This window comes from Streptomyces sp. NPDC040610 (assembly GCF_055594065.1).
On sequence record NZ_JBVIXA010000004.1, the window covers coordinates 561,126 to 578,789 of the forward strand.

14 protein-coding genes and 2 tRNA genes are annotated in these 17,664 nt (G+C 70.9%); 10 read left to right on the forward strand and 6 right to left on the reverse strand.

Annotated elements, in window-relative coordinates:
* Positions 1 to 408: 408 nt before the first annotated feature.
* The 3 genes from ACZ6AA_RS18335 to ACZ6AA_RS18345 are packed head-to-tail and all read left to right on the forward strand — an operon-like array spanning position 409 to position 4,135.
* A complete protein-coding gene (locus tag ACZ6AA_RS18335; RefSeq protein ID WP_468449731.1) occupies positions 409 to 1,245 on the forward strand; it encodes an ABC transporter ATP-binding protein in 837 nt (278 codons plus the stop codon).
* Positions 1,242 to 3,695 (forward strand): ABC transporter permease, encoded by a 2,454-nt coding sequence (locus ACZ6AA_RS18340; RefSeq protein ID WP_468480795.1) that lies wholly within the window; start codon positions 1,242 to 1,244, stop codon positions 3,693 to 3,695. Before ACZ6AA_RS18335 ends, ACZ6AA_RS18340 begins: the two co-directional genes overlap by 4 nt.
* Positions 3,692 to 4,135 carry an HD domain-containing protein gene (locus ACZ6AA_RS18345; protein ID WP_468449729.1) on the forward strand — a complete coding sequence of 148 codons (444 nt, stop codon included), beginning with the start codon at positions 3,692 to 3,694 and terminating at the stop codon, positions 4,133 to 4,135. The genes ACZ6AA_RS18340 and ACZ6AA_RS18345 overlap by 4 nt, the downstream gene beginning before the upstream one ends.
* Before the next feature lie 57 nt (positions 4,136 to 4,192).
* Here the strand turns inward: ACZ6AA_RS18345 and ACZ6AA_RS18350 are convergent, their stop codons facing one another.
* Positions 4,193 to 5,476 carry an acyltransferase family protein gene (locus ACZ6AA_RS18350; protein ID WP_468449728.1) on the reverse strand — a complete coding sequence of 428 codons (1,284 nt, stop codon included), beginning with the start codon at positions 5,474 to 5,476 and terminating at the stop codon, positions 4,193 to 4,195.
* A gap of 777 nt (positions 5,477 to 6,253) precedes the next feature.
* Here ACZ6AA_RS18350 and ACZ6AA_RS18355 point away from each other — a divergent pair.
* On the forward strand, positions 6,254 to 6,448 hold the full coding sequence (locus tag ACZ6AA_RS18355; protein WP_030362531.1) for a hypothetical protein: 195 nt from the start codon (positions 6,254 to 6,256) through the stop codon (positions 6,446 to 6,448).
* 34 nt (positions 6,449 to 6,482) lie between these two features.
* Positions 6,483 to 8,591 (forward strand): serine/threonine-protein kinase, encoded by a 2,109-nt coding sequence (locus ACZ6AA_RS18360; protein WP_468480796.1) that lies wholly within the window; start codon positions 6,483 to 6,485, stop codon positions 8,589 to 8,591.
* A gap of 78 nt (positions 8,592 to 8,669) precedes the next feature.
* Here ACZ6AA_RS18360 and ACZ6AA_RS18365 read toward each other — a convergent pair.
* A tRNA-Gly gene (locus ACZ6AA_RS18365) sits at positions 8,670 to 8,740 on the reverse strand.
* Positions 8,741 to 8,889: 149 nt separating this feature from the next.
* Between ACZ6AA_RS18365 and ACZ6AA_RS18370 the strand changes: the two genes are divergently transcribed.
* From ACZ6AA_RS18370 to clpX, 5 genes are all read left to right on the forward strand, one after another.
* Positions 8,890 to 8,966, forward strand: a tRNA-Pro gene (locus tag ACZ6AA_RS18370).
* 185 nt (positions 8,967 to 9,151) lie between these two features.
* Positions 9,152 to 10,555, forward strand: a complete 1,404-nt coding sequence (tig, locus tag ACZ6AA_RS18375; RefSeq protein ID WP_468449726.1) for a trigger factor — start codon at positions 9,152 to 9,154, stop codon at positions 10,553 to 10,555.
* 557 nt (positions 10,556 to 11,112) lie between these two features.
* Positions 11,113 to 11,718: an ATP-dependent Clp protease proteolytic subunit gene (locus ACZ6AA_RS18380; RefSeq protein ID WP_030362534.1), complete on the forward strand. Its 606-nt coding sequence runs from the start codon at positions 11,113 to 11,115 to the stop codon at positions 11,716 to 11,718.
* 103 nt (positions 11,719 to 11,821) lie between these two features.
* Positions 11,822 to 12,493: an ATP-dependent Clp protease proteolytic subunit gene (locus tag ACZ6AA_RS18385; RefSeq protein WP_468449725.1), complete on the forward strand. Its 672-nt coding sequence runs from the start codon at positions 11,822 to 11,824 to the stop codon at positions 12,491 to 12,493.
* Between the two features lie 204 nt (positions 12,494 to 12,697).
* Positions 12,698 to 13,984 carry an ATP-dependent Clp protease ATP-binding subunit ClpX gene (clpX, locus tag ACZ6AA_RS18390; RefSeq protein WP_164325049.1) on the forward strand — a complete coding sequence of 429 codons (1,287 nt, stop codon included), beginning with the start codon at positions 12,698 to 12,700 and terminating at the stop codon, positions 13,982 to 13,984.
* 105 nt (positions 13,985 to 14,089) lie between these two features.
* Here clpX and ACZ6AA_RS18395 read toward each other — a convergent pair whose 3' ends face one another.
* The 4 genes from ACZ6AA_RS18395 to ACZ6AA_RS18410 form a co-directional block, all read right to left on the reverse strand.
* Positions 14,090 to 14,758 (reverse strand): hypothetical protein, encoded by a 669-nt coding sequence (locus ACZ6AA_RS18395; protein ID WP_471458922.1) that lies wholly within the window; start codon positions 14,756 to 14,758, stop codon positions 14,090 to 14,092.
* A 58-nt stretch (positions 14,759 to 14,816) separates the two neighbouring features.
* Positions 14,817 to 15,494 carry a hypothetical protein gene (locus ACZ6AA_RS18400; protein WP_468449723.1) on the reverse strand — a complete coding sequence of 226 codons (678 nt, stop codon included), beginning with the start codon at positions 15,492 to 15,494 and terminating at the stop codon, positions 14,817 to 14,819.
* Positions 15,495 to 15,570: 76 nt separating this feature from the next.
* On the reverse strand, positions 15,571 to 16,539 hold the full coding sequence (locus tag ACZ6AA_RS18405) for a hypothetical protein (RefSeq protein WP_471458924.1): 969 nt from the start codon (positions 16,537 to 16,539) through the stop codon (positions 15,571 to 15,573).
* Between the two features lie 108 nt (positions 16,540 to 16,647).
* Complete coding sequence (locus ACZ6AA_RS18410; protein WP_471458926.1) at positions 16,648 to 17,643, reverse strand: hypothetical protein; 996 nt, start codon at positions 17,641 to 17,643, stop codon at positions 16,648 to 16,650.
* Between the last annotated feature and the right edge of the window lie 21 nt (positions 17,644 to 17,664).

The following is a 17,664-nucleotide window of genomic DNA, read 5'->3' on the forward strand; positions in this document are numbered from 1 at the left end:
GTATCGGCGCTCCGCGCCTCGTCCTCAAACGCCGGACGGGCTCTCTCCCACCCACCCGCCCTGACTTCTCCCGGGCCACCCAAAAGCCCGGCACCATCAGCCCTGAAACGTCCCCACGCCGCAGAACCCTTCCCGCCCAGCCACAGCGCCTCTCCGGCCCGCCCGGCGTAGTTTTCAGCCCGTCCGGCGTTTGAGGACGAGGCGCGGAGCGCCGATTCGGGGGAGGACCGGCCCGCCCGCGCAGGGCACCCACCCCCCCGGGGTCCAGGGGCGCAGCCCCGGTTTCGGGAAGGGGCGGGGTGGGGGAAACCCCACCCATACTCGGCGGGCCGCCTCATGGTCGCGGACACCCCGCACTCCGTACGTTCAATGCATCGACCACGCAGGAACGACGGAAGGCCACACGCCATGGGGCTGCGCAAGAAGAAGCAGCGGCAGCGAAACGAGTCCACCAAGGACCAGCCCGCGGCCACGGACCGCACGGCGTCCGACTGGGCCGTGGAGCTGCGCGCGGTGCGCCGCCAGTACGGCCGAGGCTCCGCCGCCGTACACGCGCTGCGGGGCATAGACCTGGCCCTGCCGCGGGGCAGCTTCACCGCGGTGATGGGCCCGTCGGGCTCGGGCAAGTCCACGTTCCTGCAGTGCGCGGCGGGCCTGGACCGCCCGACGGACGGCAGCGTCCGCCTCGGCGGCACGGAGATCACGGGGATGAGCGAGAACAAGCTGACGGCCCTGCGCCGCACCCGCCTGGGCTTCGTGTTCCAGGCGTTCAACCTGCTCCCGTCGCTCACGGTCGAGCAGAACGTCCTGCTGCCGATGCGCCTCGCGGGCCACCGCCCGGACCGCCGCAGGGCGGCCGAGGTGCTGTCCCGGGTGGGCCTGGGCGACAAGGCAGGGCGCCGCCCGGGCCAGCTCTCCGGCGGCCAGCAGCAGCGCGTGGCCATCGCCCGCGCCCTGGTGACCTCCCCGGACGTGATCTTCGCGGACGAGCCGACCGGCGCCCTGGACACGACGACGGCGGGCGAGATCCTGAACCTGCTGCGCTCGGCCGTGGACGGCATGGGCGCCACGGTGGTCATGGTCACGCACGACCCGGCCGCGGCGGCGCACGCCGACCGCACCCTGTTCCTCGCGGACGGCGCCATCGTCGACCACCTGGAGAGCGCGTCGGCGGCGCGGATCGCGGACCGGATGACGACGCTGACGAGGGCCGCGGCCCCCGCGTACGCGGGAGTGGCGGCGTGAGCTTCGTACCCAACGGGCTCGCCCGCGCGGCCGTCCGTTTCAAGCCCGCCGCGTTCGTGGGGACGTTCGTCGCCCTCGCGATGGCCGCCTTCATCGTGTCCGCGTGCGGCATCCTCCTGGAGACCGGCCTGCGCGCCTCCGTACCACCGGTGCGCTACAAGGACGCGCCCGTGGTGGCCGCCGCCGACCAGAAGTCCCACTTCGAGACCGGCAGCGGCGACAGCCGCAGCGACAACGGCGCCCCGGTCACCGACCGCGCCCGCCTCGCCGACTCCCTGGTGGCGAAGGCGGCTTCGGCGCCCGGCGCGCGTACGGCCGTCGCCGACGTCACCTTCCCCGTCAAGCAGGGGAGCAGGGAACTGACCGCGCACGGCTGGGGCGCCACCGCCTTCACCGGCGAGAAGCTGACCGCGGGCCGCGCGCCCGGCGCCGGGGACGTGGTGCTCGCGGGCACCGGGGCCCGCGTCGGCGACCGCGTCACGCTCACCACGGCCGACGGCCCGCGGGACTTCCGGGTCTCCGGCGTCGTCGGCGGGGCCCCGACGGCGTGGTTCGCGGACTCCGAGGCGACCCGGATCTCCGGGCACCCCGGCCGCGTCGACGCCATCGCCGTGCTGCCCAAGGACGGCGTCACGGACGCCACGCTGAAGTCCCAGGTCGCCAAGGCCCTCGGCGACAAGGCCGAGGTGCACACCGGTGACGGCCGCGGCGGTGCCGAGGACCCGGGCCTCACCGAGGCCGAGGAGCTCCTCACCGGCCTGGGCGGCTCCTTCGGCGGCATCGCCGCGATGGTCGCCGTGTTCACCGCGGCCGGGACCGTCGCGCTCTCCGTGGGCCAGCGGGCCCGCGAGTTCGCGCTGCTGCGCGCCATCGGGACGACCCCGCGCCAGATCCGTCGCACCGTCGCCACGGAGACGCTCCTGGTGGCCCCGCTCGCGGGCGCCCTCGGCTGTCTGCCGGGCATCGCCCTGGCGAACTGGTGGTTCGGGCAGCTCAAGGACAAGGGCGCGGTCCCCGAGGCCGTCGACCTGTCCGTGTCGTACATCCCGATGGTCGCCGCCGTCGGCACGGCCATCGTCACCGCCCTGTTCGCCGGGATGATGGCCGCGCGCCGCCCGGCCCGCATCAAGCCGGGCGAGGCCCTGCGCGAGGCCTCCGTGGAGCGGCTGCGGCCCGGCTGGATCCGTACGCCCCTCGGGGCCGCGGCGGCCGTCGGCGGTGTGGTCCTCGCGGGCGTCGCCGCCAACACCAGCGGCGACGACGCGGCGAACGCGGCGCTCGGCGTCGTCATGCTCTTCATGCTCGCGGTGGCGCTCCTCGGGCCGCTGGTGGCGCGGGCCTGCGCGGGCCTGTTCGGCCTGCCGCTGCGCGGCGCGAGCGCCTCCGCCGCGCTCGCCGCGGCCAACTCCCGCAGCAACGCCCGCAGGATGGCGTCCGCGATCACGCCCATCGTGCTCGCGATGGCGTTCGCCTCCACGCTCGTCTTCATGCACACCTCCGAGGAGAAGGTGGCGGAGAACCAGCAGCGCGACGGCATCACCGCGGACCACATCGTGGCGTCGACGACGGGCTTCGACGCGGCGACCGTACGCAAGGCCACCGGACCCGGCGGCGGCTCCGCCGTCGGCCTCCTGAAGACCTCCGTGCTGCTGCCCATGGGCTCGGGCGGCGACCGCTATCTGCAGTCGGCCAGCACGCAGGCCGTCACCGGCACGGCCGCGAACCTCGCCAAGGTGCAGGACCTCGACGTCGAGTCCGGCCGGATCGACCTCGGCAGGGGGAAGGTCGCCCTGGACGCGAACCTCGCCCACAACGCGGACCTGAAGGTCGGTGACCGCGTCGAACTGCGGCTGCCCGACGGCACGAAGACCCGGCCCGAGGTCGTCGCGACGTACGAGCGCGGGCTCGGCCTGTCCCAAGTGACCCTGGGCGGCGCCGAGATGAAGCGGCACGTCACGTCGGCGTTCGACACGGAGATCTGGACGAAGGGCTCCTCCGCCGCGGCGCTGAAGCACCTGACGTCCCAGGGCACGGTCCTCGACCGCGACGACTACACCACCGCCCAGTCCAAGGACCGCGCGGTGCAGGCCTGGGCGAACACCACCATGGCGGCCGTCCTCGGCGGCTTCGCGGCCGTAGCCGCCGCCAACACCCTGGTCATGACGGTCCTCGACCGGCGGCGCGAGCTGGGCACGCTGCGGCTCATCGGCTCCACCCGGCGCCAGGTCCTGCGGATGGTCCGCTGGGAGGCGCTGCTCGTGACCTGCGCGGGCGTCGTCATCGGCACCGCCATCGCGCTGGCCACGCTGGTCCCGATGATGAAGGGCCTCACCGGCGAGGGCCCCTACATCCCGCCGCTCCTCTACGCGGCCTTCGCCGGGTCGGCCGTGGTGCTCGGCCTGGTCGCCACGGCGGTGCCCGCGCGGGCGGCGCTAGGGTCCTCGACATGACGCTGATGACGTTGGCCGAGGTGGAGGCGGTGGCCCTGCGGGCGCACGCCGGGCAGACGGACAAGGCGGGGCGGCCCTACGCCGAGCACCTGGCGGCGGTCGCCGCGGGGACGCGGGCGCGGGGCGGCTCGCGGGAGCAGATCGCGGCGGCGTGGCTGCACGACGCGATCGAGGACGACGCACTGACGCCGGACTGGCTGGACGCGGCGGCCCTCGCCCCGGCCACGAAGGCCATCGTGCTGGCCCTCACGAAGCGGCCCGGCGAGGCCCCGGAGGCGTACGCCGCCCGGATCCGCGCGACTCCCGGCGCGGCCCTGGTCAAGGAGGCCGACCTGGCCCACAACGCGGATCCGGGCCGTCTCGCCGTACTGGACGAGACGACCCGGGACCGCCTGACGGCGAAGTACGCGCACATGCGGGCGCTGCTGTCGGGGCGCTGAGGAGCGAGGGAGCCCGCGGGCCCGGCGGTGAGAACCTCACCGCCGGGCCCGCGGGCGTCAGCGTGCGGAACCCCGCTCGCGGGCCAGCGCGGCGGCGTCGCGCCGGAAGGCCCACTCCATCCTGGGCTCCATGGCGAAGCGGAACATCCGCTGCACCGGCGGCGTGCACAGGAGCGTCACCACGGCGCCCGCGATCACCGTCACGACCACCTCACCGGCGGGCTCGTGCAGCCACGGGTTGGCGTCGAACCAGCCCCAGAAGCGGGACCCCTTGGCGAGGAAGCCGTGCAGCAGATAGCCGTACAGCGTCCCGGCGCCGAGCACCGTGAACCACATCTTCCGGCGCGGCACCCAGGCGAAGAAGCACGCCGTGAGCAGCACCGAGCAGCCGAACAGGGCCAGCGTCATGACCACGCCGACCCACCACGGGACGCCGAGTTCCTGGGCGCTGTCGCGCCGGTAGAACCACACGGACGTCATCCTCGGGGCGGCCCAGTAGGCGAGCGCCACCGCGCACGCGAACACCGGCACCGACAGGAGGCGCACCTCGCGGCGGCGCACCAGCTGGAAGTGCTCGGGCTTGATGAACAGGCCGAGCACGAAGAACGGCATGAACTGCAGGACCCGCTGGAGGTCCAGGTCGTCGCCGATGTCGGGCGAGACCACGGCGAGCACGGCGATGGCCAGGGCCAGCGGCACCGGCCAGCGCACGATCTTCCACAGCGGGGTGGTCAGCCGCCACACGAACAGGGCGATCAGGAACCAGGTCAGGTACCAGGGGTCGAGCAGGCTGATCGGCTGCGTCGGATCGTCGTCGGCCCACCGCTTGAAGAAGGTGTACGCCACCTCGAAGATCACGTACGGCACGGCGACCCCGGTCACGAGCCGCTTGAGCCGGTCCGGGCGCATGTCGAAGCTGCGCGAGAAGTAGCCGGAGATCAGGATGAACGCCGGCATGTGGAAGGTGTAGACGGTCATGTACAGCGCTTCGGCGGTGCGGCTGTGATCCGTCAGGGGTTCCCACGCGTGAGCCATCGCGACCAGCACGATCGCCAGGTACTTGGCGTTGTCGAAGAACGCGTCGCGCTGCTTGGCGGGCTTCCCGGCCGTGTCGGCGGGGCGGGCGGTGGCGGGAACCGCGCGTGTGGGGGAGTGGGGGGTTCGGTACGTGGGGGGAACGGGTGGGGCGGAGTGGCGGCCGGCCTGGCGGGGGGTGGCCGTGGCCGCGGCGGACTGGGGGACGCGGGGGCCCGGCATTCCGGGGACCGGCTCCTGCCCAGCGGACTGCAGGGGAGGCAGCGGCGCCCGGTGCCGCCCGTGCGGCTGAGCGGAGTTCGTCACAGGCCCTCCCACCAGGAGCTCGGTGAGACGATCCGGGACCGCACTGCGCCTGCGGGGGTCATGGCAGCGTGGAACATCTGAGGCACCCTAGCGTCGCCCCGGTGTTCCCGTAAAACCCTCAACTCATTCATCCCGTTCATCACTCCGCGTTCCTGCCGTGTTCCCGTCGCGTCTTCTGCCTCGTTTCCGGCGCCACGCCCGCCGGTTGTTCATCGACACCGTTCATCACATCCATCGGAACGCCATCAGGGCGTCATCGGATTTTCCCTATGAGTGGCGCGGGTACCCGCGTTGCGCGATGGCTAACTGTCCGATAGGTCAGCATTCACACCGCTTAAATCGCGCATAACGCCCGCGGGCGACTCTGGTGAAATGTCCGGTTGATCGGTGCGTGGCGGGTTATGGCGCCTCGCTCAATGTGCTCTCGGCAACAATTCGAATTCCTGTGAACTGCTTGTGCGTACGCGGCCGGGCGCGCGGCGCCGGAAGACGCCGCGCCGACGTCCCCGCGGTGACCGGCCATGGAAACGATCAAGTCGAAATTCGCCGTCCGGTGGACGCGTCGAATTCCCGTACGCATGGCCCTGGTTGGCGCGCGCCGCGCGCGCCCGGGGCCCTTCCGGCCCCCGCGGAACAACCGCACCACTGGTCAAGGCTTGGCCGACGATGTGTCACCGGCCGCATAGCGAGGTCCTGTTGGTGGCACGATGGTTCTGGCGGGGGAGTGCGGGTCGTACCCCCCGGGCGGGAGAGCGACCGACCTAGGGTGTGATCTGTGTGGCCATTTCGCTGTCAGTTGTACTGCTGTTGGCGATCGTCCTTGTCATGATGGTGCGTCAGGGAAACATCAAGGTTTGGCCCGCCATCGTCGCGGCCCTCTTCGGCTTCGTGCTCGCCTCGACGGGAATGGCCGACGACATCCAAGAACTCCTCGACTCGCTGGCCGAGACCATCGGGGACATACAGTTCTGACGGTGCGCGGCGGCGGACGGGGGGTCCTGGTCGGATGGCGCTACGGGAAACCGATCCACCGCGGATCGGCGGCTATCCGGTCGAGGACCGGCTCGGCTCGGGCGGAATGGGCGTGGTCTACCTCGCCCGCTCCGACTCCGGACGCCGCCTCGCGATCAAGGTCGTGCACGGGCAGTACGCCGACGACCCGGAGTTCCGCGCCCGCTTCCGCCGCGAGGTGGCGGCCGCCCGCCAGGTCAGCGGCGCGTTCACGGCGCCCGTCGTGGACGCCGACGCCGACGCCGCGAGCCCCTGGATGGCCACGCTCTACATCCCCGGCGAGAACCTGGGCACCCACGTCCGCCGCGCGGGCCCGCTGCCCCCGGACCGCCTCCTGGAACTCGCCGCCGGGCTCACCGAGGCCCTCCGCGACATCCACCGCGTAGGCGTCGTCCACCGCGACCTCAAACCGGCCAACGTGATGCTGGCCGACGACGGCCCCCGCGTCATCGACTTCGGCGTCTCCCGCGCCGCCGAGGCCCTGGCCGCCGACGCCCTCACCCAGACCGGCCGCGTCATGGGCACCCCGCCCTACATGTCCCCCGAACAACTCACGTCCCCCCGCGACGTGGGCCCCGCCTCGGACATCTTCTCCCTCGGCTCGGTCCTCACGTACGCGGCGACGGGCCGGGGCCCCTTCGACTCCGCGTCCCCCTACGAGACCGCGACCGGCGTCGTCGAATCCGTCCCCGAACTCGACCGCGTCCCCGCCGAGTTGCGCCCGTTCGTCACCCAGTGCCTGACCAAGCACCCCAAGGAACGGCCGACGCCGGACGAACTGTTGGCGTTGTTGCGGGGGGAGCCGCTGCCGTCGGCGTCCTCCCCGGCCGAGGCGGAGCCCGTACCCGCGCGTCGGCGTCGTCGCGGACGCGCGCTCGCCGTCGCCGCGGCGGGGACGCTGCTCGCGGGCCTCGCGGCTGGGCTCGCGCTGTGGCCGACGGGGTCTGACTCCGAGGCCGCGGACCTGCCTCGCGGCTGGCGGGCGTGGGAATCCAAGGACCTCGACGGCATAGGGGACGGGGGCAGCCTGTTCGCGAACTGTGCCGTCGCCCGCGGTGGCCTCCTGTGTGCGGGCGACGACGTGAAGGCGGCACGATTCTCGCTGAGCACGGGCGAGTTCGCGTGGAGCAAGCCCGTCGACACGTCACCCGGCCTCTTGGGGAAGTCGGAAGGCCATGTCATCGGCGCCGCCGGTGACCGGATCTTCGTCTACGACAACGATCAGACGGAGCGGGGCGACAGAGGCATCGACGACTACTCCGTCCAGGCCCTGGACGCCCGCACGGGCCGCGAGCTGTGGAGCAGGTCCGTACGACGGGGCGAGGAGGCCGAGGCCCCCGCCCCCGACGCTGACAGCGGCGGCGCGGCGCTGACCGACGCCGGAGTACTCGCCGCCCGCGGGGTCAAGGGTGAGACGTACGCCCTGCTGCCCGCCGCCGACGGTGTTCCCCGCTGGGAGAGACGGCTTCCGTCCAGGGACTGCCGGATACGCGCCGCCGACGGGCACGGTTACCTGCTCTGCCCCGCCCGGGGCGAGCGGATCCGCGTCATCCGCGTCGACCTCGGCTCGGGGAAACCGGACTGGGCGGTCACCATCCGGGCGAGCATGGATCTCCTGGGGCATGCGGACGGCCGCCTCCTGTTCGGCGACGTGACCCTGGAGGACCAGTCCCACCACCGGATCGTCGCGCTGGAGCTGTCCACTCGCCGTGCGAAGGCCATCGCCATGGATCACCCGCCGCTCGGCGACATGGCCGTCACGCTGAGCCGGGGCACCCTCTACTTCACGTACAACAACGGCAGCGTCCGCGCCATCGACGCCCGCTCCGGCCGTCTCTCCTGGAGCGTCTACTCCACTGTGGAGTCGCCGGGGCCGCCGCTCGCCTCCGAGTCCCACGTCTTCCTCGCCTCCCCGAGCGGCCGGGTCGCGGCGCTCGACCGGGAGACGGGTGAGGTCGACTGGACCCACCCGGCGCCCGAGAGTGCGGGCGACGGTCCCTCCGTGGTCTCCGAACGAGGAGCCCCGCTCACTCTGGTCGGCGACGCCCTCTACGTCCCCTATGGCGTCCGCTCCGTCTACAGCGTCGACGTACGGAACCCCTGATCCCAAGCCCTCCGGCGCACGAAAAAGCCCCCGGCCCGGGCACAGGGAAGAACCTGCACACCGGGCCGGAGGCCACAGAGCGGGCGACGGGAATCGAACCCGCGTAGCTAGTTTGGAAGACTAGGGCTCTACCATTGAGCTACGCCCGCACAGCTCGCGCAGCGACCCCTCGCAGGTCAGCGTGCGCGGCACGGACAGCATCGTAGCGGGTCCTGGCGGTGCGCCGCACACCCCCATTCACTCCCGTTCGAGCGGGCGCCGCACTGCCTGCGGGCATGTACCCTACGTGTCGCACCGACGGGGTGTGGCGCAGCTTGGTAGCGCGTCCGCTTTGGGAGCGGAAGGCCGTGGGTTCAAATCCCGCCACCCCGACCAGCTGGTTCCCCCGCATCCGGTGGCCTGTTTCCCGGCGGGGACCTGACTCCGCACGGCCCCGGCGGTCCGTTGTCCAAGATCGCATTGTGGGTCGGCTCCCGCGTGCCGTTACTATGCAAGCTGCGTGCCCGTGTGTCTCTCAACCGGGCAGAATCCAAGAAGTCAGCCCACAAGGAGACCGAACCGTGAAGAGCGCCGTGGAGACCCTGAACCCGACCCGGGTTCGGCTCACTGTCGAGGTGCCCTTCGAGGAGCTCAAGGACAGCCTCGACGCGGCGTACAAGAAGATCAACCAGCAGGTCACGGTGAAGGGCTTCCGCAAGGGCAAGATCCCGGCCCGCGTCATCGACCAGCGGTTCGGCCGCGGTGCGGTGCTGGAGGAGGCCGTCAACGACGCCCTCCCGAAGTTCTACACCGAGGCGGTCAACGAGGCGGAGCTCAACGTCCTGGGCCAGCCCGAGGTGGACATCACCGAGCTGAAGGACAACGAGACCCTCAACTTCACCGCTGAGGTCGACGTCCGTCCGACCATCGAGATCCCGGACTACTCCGGCATCGAGGTCGAGGTCGACGCCGTCGAGATCGCCGACGAGGACGTCGACAAGGCCGTCGAGGAGCTGCGCGAGCGCTTCGCCTCCACGTCCCCGGTCGAGCGTGCCGCCGAGGACGGCGACGTCGTGACGATCGACCTGGAGGCCAAGGTCGAGGGCGAGGTCCTGGAGGACGGCGTCGCGTCCGGCGTCTCCTACACGATCGGCTCCGGCGAGCTCCTCGAGGGCATCGACGACGCCGTGAAGGGCCTGGAGGCCGGTGGCGAAGCCACCTTCACCTCCGAGCTCAAGGGCGGCTCCGCGGCCGGCAAGGAGTCCGAGGTCACCGTCAAGGTCACCCAGGTCGCCAAGCGTGAACTGCCGGAGCTGGACGACGACTTCGCGCAGCTGGCGTCGGAGTTCGACACCCTCGACGAGCTGAAGGCCGACAGCCGCAAGCGCCTGGAGACGGCCCGTCAGTTCGACCAGGCCACCCAGGCCCAGGAGCGCGTCCTGGAGAAGCTCCTCGAGCTGGTCGAGGTGCCCGTCCCCGAGAAGCTGCTCGAGGACGAGATCCGCACCCGCAAGCACAACCTGGAGCACCACCAGCTCGGTCAGATGGGCCTCGACCTCGCGAAGTACCTGGAGATCCAGGGCAAGACCGAGGAAGAGTTCGACGCCGAGACCCGTGAGCAGGCGGTCAAGGGCATCAAGACGCAGTTCGTCCTCGACGAGCTCGTCAACAAGGAGAAGCTGAACGTGAACCAGGAGGAGCTCACCGAGCACCTCATGCGTCGCGCGCAGTCCTCCGGCATGAGCCCCGACCAGTTCGCCCAGGCCGTCGTCGAGGGTGGCCAGGTGCCGATGCTCGTCGGCGAGGTCGCCCGCGGCAAGGCCCTCGCGGTCGTCGTCGAGGCCGCGACGGTCAAGGACACCAACGGCGAGGTCGTCGACCTCGACGACGAGGACGAGGAGGCCCCCGCCGCCGAGTCCGCCGAGGCCCCGGCCGAGGCCGCCGCCGAGTCCACCGAGTCCACCGAGGACGAGGCCAAGGCCTGATCCTCGGAGGTCGAGCCTGACTCCTCCGCTGTACTTCCTGTACGCCGGAAGGCCCCCGCACCGCGTCACCACGCGCTGCGGGGGCCTTCGGCGTACCCGGGCTGCATCCCCCCGTCCCGCCGCTGCGCGGCGGAACGCCCCACCCACCCACAGCGTTGCCTCCCTGCGGGCTGCGGGAGCCTTGGGGTGGGGGCTTGTTTGTGTCGTCGTGGGTGAGGCTTCGGGAAGGGACGGGGATACCCGTGAGGGTGCCCCGGGGACGGCAGAAACGGGCGGGCGGGTGGGGGAACCGCCGCGGAGCGGCGGGGACGGTTGCCGCCCCCGGCCAGGGCCGCCAAGGCCCTCCGCCCCCGGACGAGGGCCGATCACCGCGTCCACCCAAGGCGCCCCCGCCAGACCTTGCGCTGCCAGCGAACAGTTCAGGAACCGGGATGGCGTTGTCCCACCTGCGCGTTAGGGTCCATGAATACGGGGGCAGTGGAGTCCTTGCCCCCGGGACGAAGATGCGAGACGGCCGGAGCCGTCAGAGACGAGCAGGTGGATACGTGACGAATCTGATGCCTTACGCAGCCGGTGAGCCGTCCATCGGTGGTGGCCTCGGCGACCATGTGTACAACCGACTGCTCGGCGAGCGCATCGTCTTCCTCGGCCAGCAGGTCGACGACGACATCGCGAACAAGATCACGGCGCAGATGCTCCTCCTCGCGGCCGACCCGTCGAAGGACATCTACCTCTACATCAACAGCCCCGGCGGCTCGGTGACCGCCGGCATGGCGATCTACGACACCATGCAGTACATCCCGAACGACGTGGTGACCATCGGCATGGGCATGGCCGCCTCCATGGGCCAGTTCCTGCTCACCGGCGGCACCGCCGGCAAGCGCTTCGCCCTGCCGCACACGGACATCCTGATGCACCAGGGCTCCGCCGGCATCGGCGGCACCGCCTCGGACGTCAAGATCCAGGCCGAGTACCTGCTGCGCACCAAGCAGCGCATGGCCGAGATCACCGCCCGCCACTCCGGCCAGACGGTCGAGGCGATCATCCGCGACGGTGACCGCGACCGCTGGTTCACCACCGAGGAGGCCAAGGAGTACGGCCTCATCGACGAGATCATCAGCGCCGCTTCGGGTGTTCCGGGCGGCGGCGGCACGGGGGCCTGACCAAGGCACCCCCGGGCCCCCGGCACCGGCCCCGCGCAGCGGCGGCCGCCGGGAGCGGCCCCAGCCGACCAAGCCACGCTCACACCAGGACGGAACGCCTCAGATGAACACCTTCCCCGTCAGCGGTCAGCCCTCGGGCCTGCACACCGGCCCGCAGGTGGACAACCGCTATGTGATCCCGCGCTTCGTCGAGCGCACCTCGCAGGGCGTGCGCGAGTACGACCCGTACGCGAAGCTCTTCGAGGAGCGCGTGATCTTCCTCGGCGTCCAGATCGACGACGCCTCCGCCAACGACGTCATGGCGCAGCTCCTGTGCCTGGAGTCGATGGACCCCGACCGGGACATCTCGGTCTACATCAACAGCCCGGGCGGCTCCTTCACGGCGCTCACCGCGATCTACGACACGATGCAGTTCGTGAAGCCCGACATCCAGACGGTCTGCATGGGCCAGGCGTCCTCCGCGGCCGCCGTGCTCCTCGCCGCGGGCACCCCGGGCAAGCGCATGGCCCTGCCGAACGCCCGGGTCCTCATCCACCAGCCGTCCGGCGGCACCGGCCGCGAGCAGCTCTCCGACCTGGAGATCGCGGCCAACGAGATCCTCCGGATGCGTACGCAGCTCGAGGAGATGCTGGCCAAGCACTCCACGACGCCGATCGAGAAGATCCGCGACGATATCGAGCGCGACAAGATCCTCACCGCCGAGGACGCGCTGGCGTACGGCCTGATCGACCAGATCATCTCCACCCGGAAGATGAACAACGACTCGGTTCTCTAAAGTCTCGTCCGAGCCCCGGGCGAGCCGCCAGCCGGCCTCGCCCGGGGCGTCGCAGCACCATCCGCCCACCCCTCGCCGCGGCCCATGCGGAAGCGAACCGCGCCAAGGGGGGCCCGAACGGGGGGCCAGGCAAGGTACCGTCGGATACAAGGCACCAGGAGCCGCTGCACCAACGGCGTCTCCCAGGCGAAGGGGAAGCACACCGTGGCACGCATCGGTGACGGCGGCGATCTGCTCAAGTGCTCGTTCTGCGGAAAGAGTCAGAAGCAGGTCAAGAAGCTCATCGCAGGCCCCGGCGTGTACATCTGCGATGAGTGCATCGATCTCTGTAACGAGATCATCGAGGAAGAACTCGCCGAGACGAGCGAGGTCCGCTGGGAGGAACTGCCCAAGCCCCGCGAGATCTACGAGTTCCTCGAGGGGTACGTGGTCGGTCAGGAGCCCGCCAAGAAGGCGCTCTCCGTCGCCGTCTACAACCACTACAAGCGCGTCCAGGCCGGGGAGAACGGCGGCGCACAGGGCCGCGAGGACGCCATCGAGCTGGCGAAGTCCAACATCCTGCTGCTCGGCCCCACCGGCTCCGGCAAGACGCTGCTCGCGCAGACGCTCGCCCGCATGCTGAACGTCCCCTTCGCCATCGCGGACGCGACGGCGCTCACGGAGGCGGGCTATGTCGGCGAGGACGTCGAGAACATTCTCCTGAAGCTCATCCAGGCCGCCGACTACGACGTCAAGAAGGCCGAGACGGGCATCATCTACATCGACGAGATCGACAAGGTCGCCCGGAAGAGCGAAAACCCCTCGATCACGCGCGACGTATCGGGTGAAGGCGTCCAGCAGGCCCTGTTGAAGATCCTGGAGGGCACGACGGCCTCCGTCCCGCCGCAGGGCGGCCGCAAGCACCCGCACCAGGAGTTCATCCAGATCGACACGACGAACGTGCTGTTCATCGTGGGCGGTGCGTTCGCGGGCCTGGAGAAGATCATCGAGTCGCGGGCGGGTGCCAAGGGCATCGGCTTCGGCGCGACCATCCGCTCCAAGCGGGAGCTGGAGGAGAAGGACCAGTTCGAGGACATCATGCCGGAGGACCTGGTGAAGTTCGGGATGATCCCCGAGTTCATCGGCCGGCTGCCCGTCATCACCTCGGTCCACAACCTCGACCGCGAGGCCCTGCTCCAGATCCTGGTCGAGCCGCGCAACGCCCTCGTGAAGCAGTACCAGCGCCTGTTCGAACTCGACGGCGTGGAGCTGGACTTCGAGCGCGAGGCCCTGGAGGCCATCGCCGACCAGGCGATCCTGCGCCAGACCGGCGCGCGCGGCCTGCGCGCCATCATGGAGGAGGTCCTCCAGTCGGTGATGTACGAGGTGCCGTCCCGCAAGGACGTCGCCCGCGTCGTCATCACGGCGGATGTCGTCCACTCGAACGTGAACCCGACGCTGGTGCCGCGCGAGGTGCGGGGTCCCGGGGCGGGCGAGCAGAAGTCCGCGTAGCGGGCACGGACAACACACGAGGGCGCCCGGCGAGTTGACCTCGCCGGGCGCCCTCGCGTCGTACCGCCTGCTGCTCCTTCTCGACTACTTTCTCGACGTGTACGTCTACTTCTCGACGCGTACGTCGCGCAGCAGCTGTGCGGTGACGTCCGCGGTGTCGTCCAGCGGAAGGTCCTTGCCGCCGACCTTGGCCCGGGAGTCGGACCGGACGACGTACCCGGCCGTGCTGGTGGTGCTCCAGATGCACATCGGCATGTGCAGGCGGTCCCCGTCCGAGGTGAACCGGGTCTCCTGGCACTTCATCACGCTCTTGCCGCCGAAGCCGTCGGGTGTGAACTCCCTTGGCTCGCCGACGAGTTCGATCGCCGCCATGGCGGGCCCGTCGATGTTCTTCCGCCAGCGGGCGAACATGGCGTCGACGACGCGCCCGGGGTCGCCGATCTCGCCGTACGCGCCGAAGAAGTCGAGTCCCTTGCGCGCGCCCCCGGAGGCGTCCGAGTAGTACGCCGAGACGGCCTCGGGGCGCTCGACACCGTGCCGTTCCATGGCCTTGAGGTCGCGACCGGTGACGCTGCCGGAGCCGGTGTCGGCCTTCTCGTAGGTGCCGAGGACGCTCTTGGGCGTCGTCAGCGTGTACGCCGTGTCGTCGTCGCTGCCGCTGTCGTCGCCGCCCGCGTACAGGACGTACCCACCGGCGGCGAGCGCGGCCACGAGGGCCACGGCGCCGAGGGCGACGGCCGGTCCGGACCGGGATCGGGACTGTCTTGGACTCATGGTTCGGGTTCCCCTCCCAGAGAACGGACGGATGGACGCGTCAGAACGGACGGACGCGTCAGCGCTCGACGCGGACTTCCTCGCGGAGCTTCTTCGTCGTGGCGGCGGCGTCGTCGAGGGACACGGCCTTGCCCGCCTTGGTGGCGCGGGCGTCCATGGGCATGACGAGGGCGGCCGTGCCGCGGTCGGCCCAGGCGCACAGGGCGACGCGGGCCGTCTTGACGCCCGCGGTGGCCGTGCGGCCCTCGGTCCGCGTCTCCTGGCACTTCACGACCACACCGTCCGCGCCGAACTCCTGCGGCTCGCCGACCATCGTGCTCTTCTCACCGCCCTTGCCCGGCTTCCTCGCCTTGGCCGCGAGGTCCGCGAACAGCGCGTCGACGGTCTTCTCCGGGTCGTCGATCGTCCCGTACACGCCGGTGTACTGGATCAACCCGGCGCTCAATGCCTCGGCCTTCCTGCCGGAGCCGTACACCGCCTGAACCGTCTTCCCGCCCCGCACCCCAAAGCGCGCGGGCTCTTCGAGCGGAGCCGAGGTAATGCCCTTCACCTGCGCATACCCATCCAGCACGGCCTTCGGCGCGATCAACTTGTACGACCCACCCCCCACGACGGCAGCCGAACCCCCACCCGAGCCGTCCCCGTCGCCCCCACCGAAGCCGACATACGCACCGACCCCGAGCAGAGCGACGACGCCGATCCCGGCGACGGCGGCCACGGTCTTCCCGCTGCTCACTTCTGGTCCTCCCCCTGAGGCACGCGAAGGGCCCGGCCGGAGCGACCGGGCCCTCGCTGGTGTCCGAACGTACGGGTCAGAGCTTGACGCGCGCGTCCTTGCGGAGCTTCGCGGTCTTCTCCGCGGCGTCGCCCAGGTCGGCGCTCTTGCCCGCCATGGCGCTGGCCACGTCGACGTTCACGGTGAAGCCGATCGTGCTGTGGTCGCCCCAGATGCAGACGGCCGCCGATGTCTCCTTGGGCGCCGAGGAGTTGGCCGACCCGCTGGTGTCGACCTTCATCTCCTGGCACTTCATGACCGCACCGTCGAGGTCGGACGGGTTGTACGACTTCGGGTCGCCGACCACCGTCGTCTTCGGCCCCGAGCCCTTGCCCTGCTCCTTCTTGGCGTTGGCGAACATCTTGTCCACGACGCTCTCCGGGTCGTCGATCTCGCCGTACACGCCGCCGAAGTTCAGGGCCTTGACCGACAGCGGGTTGTCCTTGTTCCCGGACTGGTAGTCCGCACCGACGTCCTTGGCGTTCTTCACGCCGGCCTTCTCGGCCTTCTCGGTGTTGATGCCGCCGAACGCGCCGCCGGATTCGCCGTCCTTCTTGAACTCGCCGTCGATGACGGTCTCGGGCGTCGTCAGCTTGTGCGGGCCGTCGTCCTTGACCTTCGCGGAGCTGCTGTCGTCACCGCCGAGCACGAAGTACGCGCCCACGCCGATCGCGGCGACCACCGCGACCGCGCCGATGATCAAGCCCGTCTTCTTGCCGCCGCCTCCGCCCTGCGGGGGCGGCGGGACCTGGCCGTAGGGGGCCTGCGGCTGCTGGCCGTACGGGCCGGGCTGCTGCGGCTGGCCGTAGGGCGGCTGCTGGGGTGGGACGCCCTGCGGGGCCTGCTGGGGGTAGCCGTAGCCGGGCTGCTGGGGCTGCTGCTGCGGGTAGCCGTAGCCGGGGCCCTGGGGGCCGGGCTGCTGGCCGTAGGGGCCTGGCTGCTGCGGCTGGCCGCCGCCGTAGGGATCGGGCTGTCCGCCGTACGGGCCCGGCTGGTTGTGGCTCATGCGTGGGTTCCCCCTTCGTGATGCGGTGCTGCGCGCACCATCGTGACGGAAGCGGGCCCCGGCCGCGACGGCCGGGGCCCTTGCCGGTGCGCGACGCGCACCTCGGCGTCAGAGCTTGACGCGGACTTCCTTGCGGAACTTGGCCGCGGTCGTCGCGCCTTCCTCAAGGTCAGGGCTCTTGCCCCCGAGGGCGCTCGCCACGTCGTTCGTGATCACGACACCGATCGTGCTGTTGTCGCCCCAAATGCACACCGGCATCTTCATTTCCTTCGGGCCCTGGGACCCGGCCGACGACGAGCTGGAGCCGGAGCCGAGCTCCATCTTCATCTCCTGGCACTTCATGATCGCGCCATCGAGCTCCGAGGGGTTGTACGACTTCGGCTCGCCGACCGGAGTGAGCTTCCGGTCGCTGGAACTGGAGCCGGAGCCGGCGGGGGAGTCCTCTTCCTCGGAGAAGCCGTTCTCCGCCCGCGTGAACATGTAGTCGACGACCTTCTCCGGGTCCTCGATCTCGCCGTAGATGCCGTTGAACTGGATCAGCTTCTGCGAGAGCGGGTTGTCCTTGGAGCCCGACTCGTACTGGCCGGAGACGTCCTTGGCGTTCTTCACGCCGTTCTTCTCGGCCTTCTCGACGCCCTCAGGACTCATGGAGCCCTCGTTGGAATCCTTCTTGGTGTACTCGCTGAGGACCGTCGTGGGCATCGTCAGCTTGTGCGGGCCGTCGTCCTTGACCGTGCCGGCGTCGCTGTCGCTGCCGCCGAGGACGAAGTAGGCGCCGACGCCGATGGCCGCGACGACCGCGACCGCGCCGATGATCATGCCCGTCTTCTTGCCGCCGCCCTGCGGGGGCGGGGGGACCTGGCCATAGGGCGCCTGCGGGTGCTGCCCGTAGGGGCCGGGCTGCTGCGGCTGGCCGTAGCCGGGCTGGCCGTAGGGCGGCTGCTGCGGCGGTACCCCCTGCGGCGCCTGCTGGGGGTAGCCGTAGCCGGGCTGCGGGGCCTGCGGCTGCTGGCCGTAGGGGCCAGGCTGCTGCGGCTGGCCGCCGTACGGCCCGGGCTGCTGCGGCTGCTGCCCGCCGTACGGGCCCGGCTGGTTGTAGCTCATTACTGGGGTTCCCCTCGAACG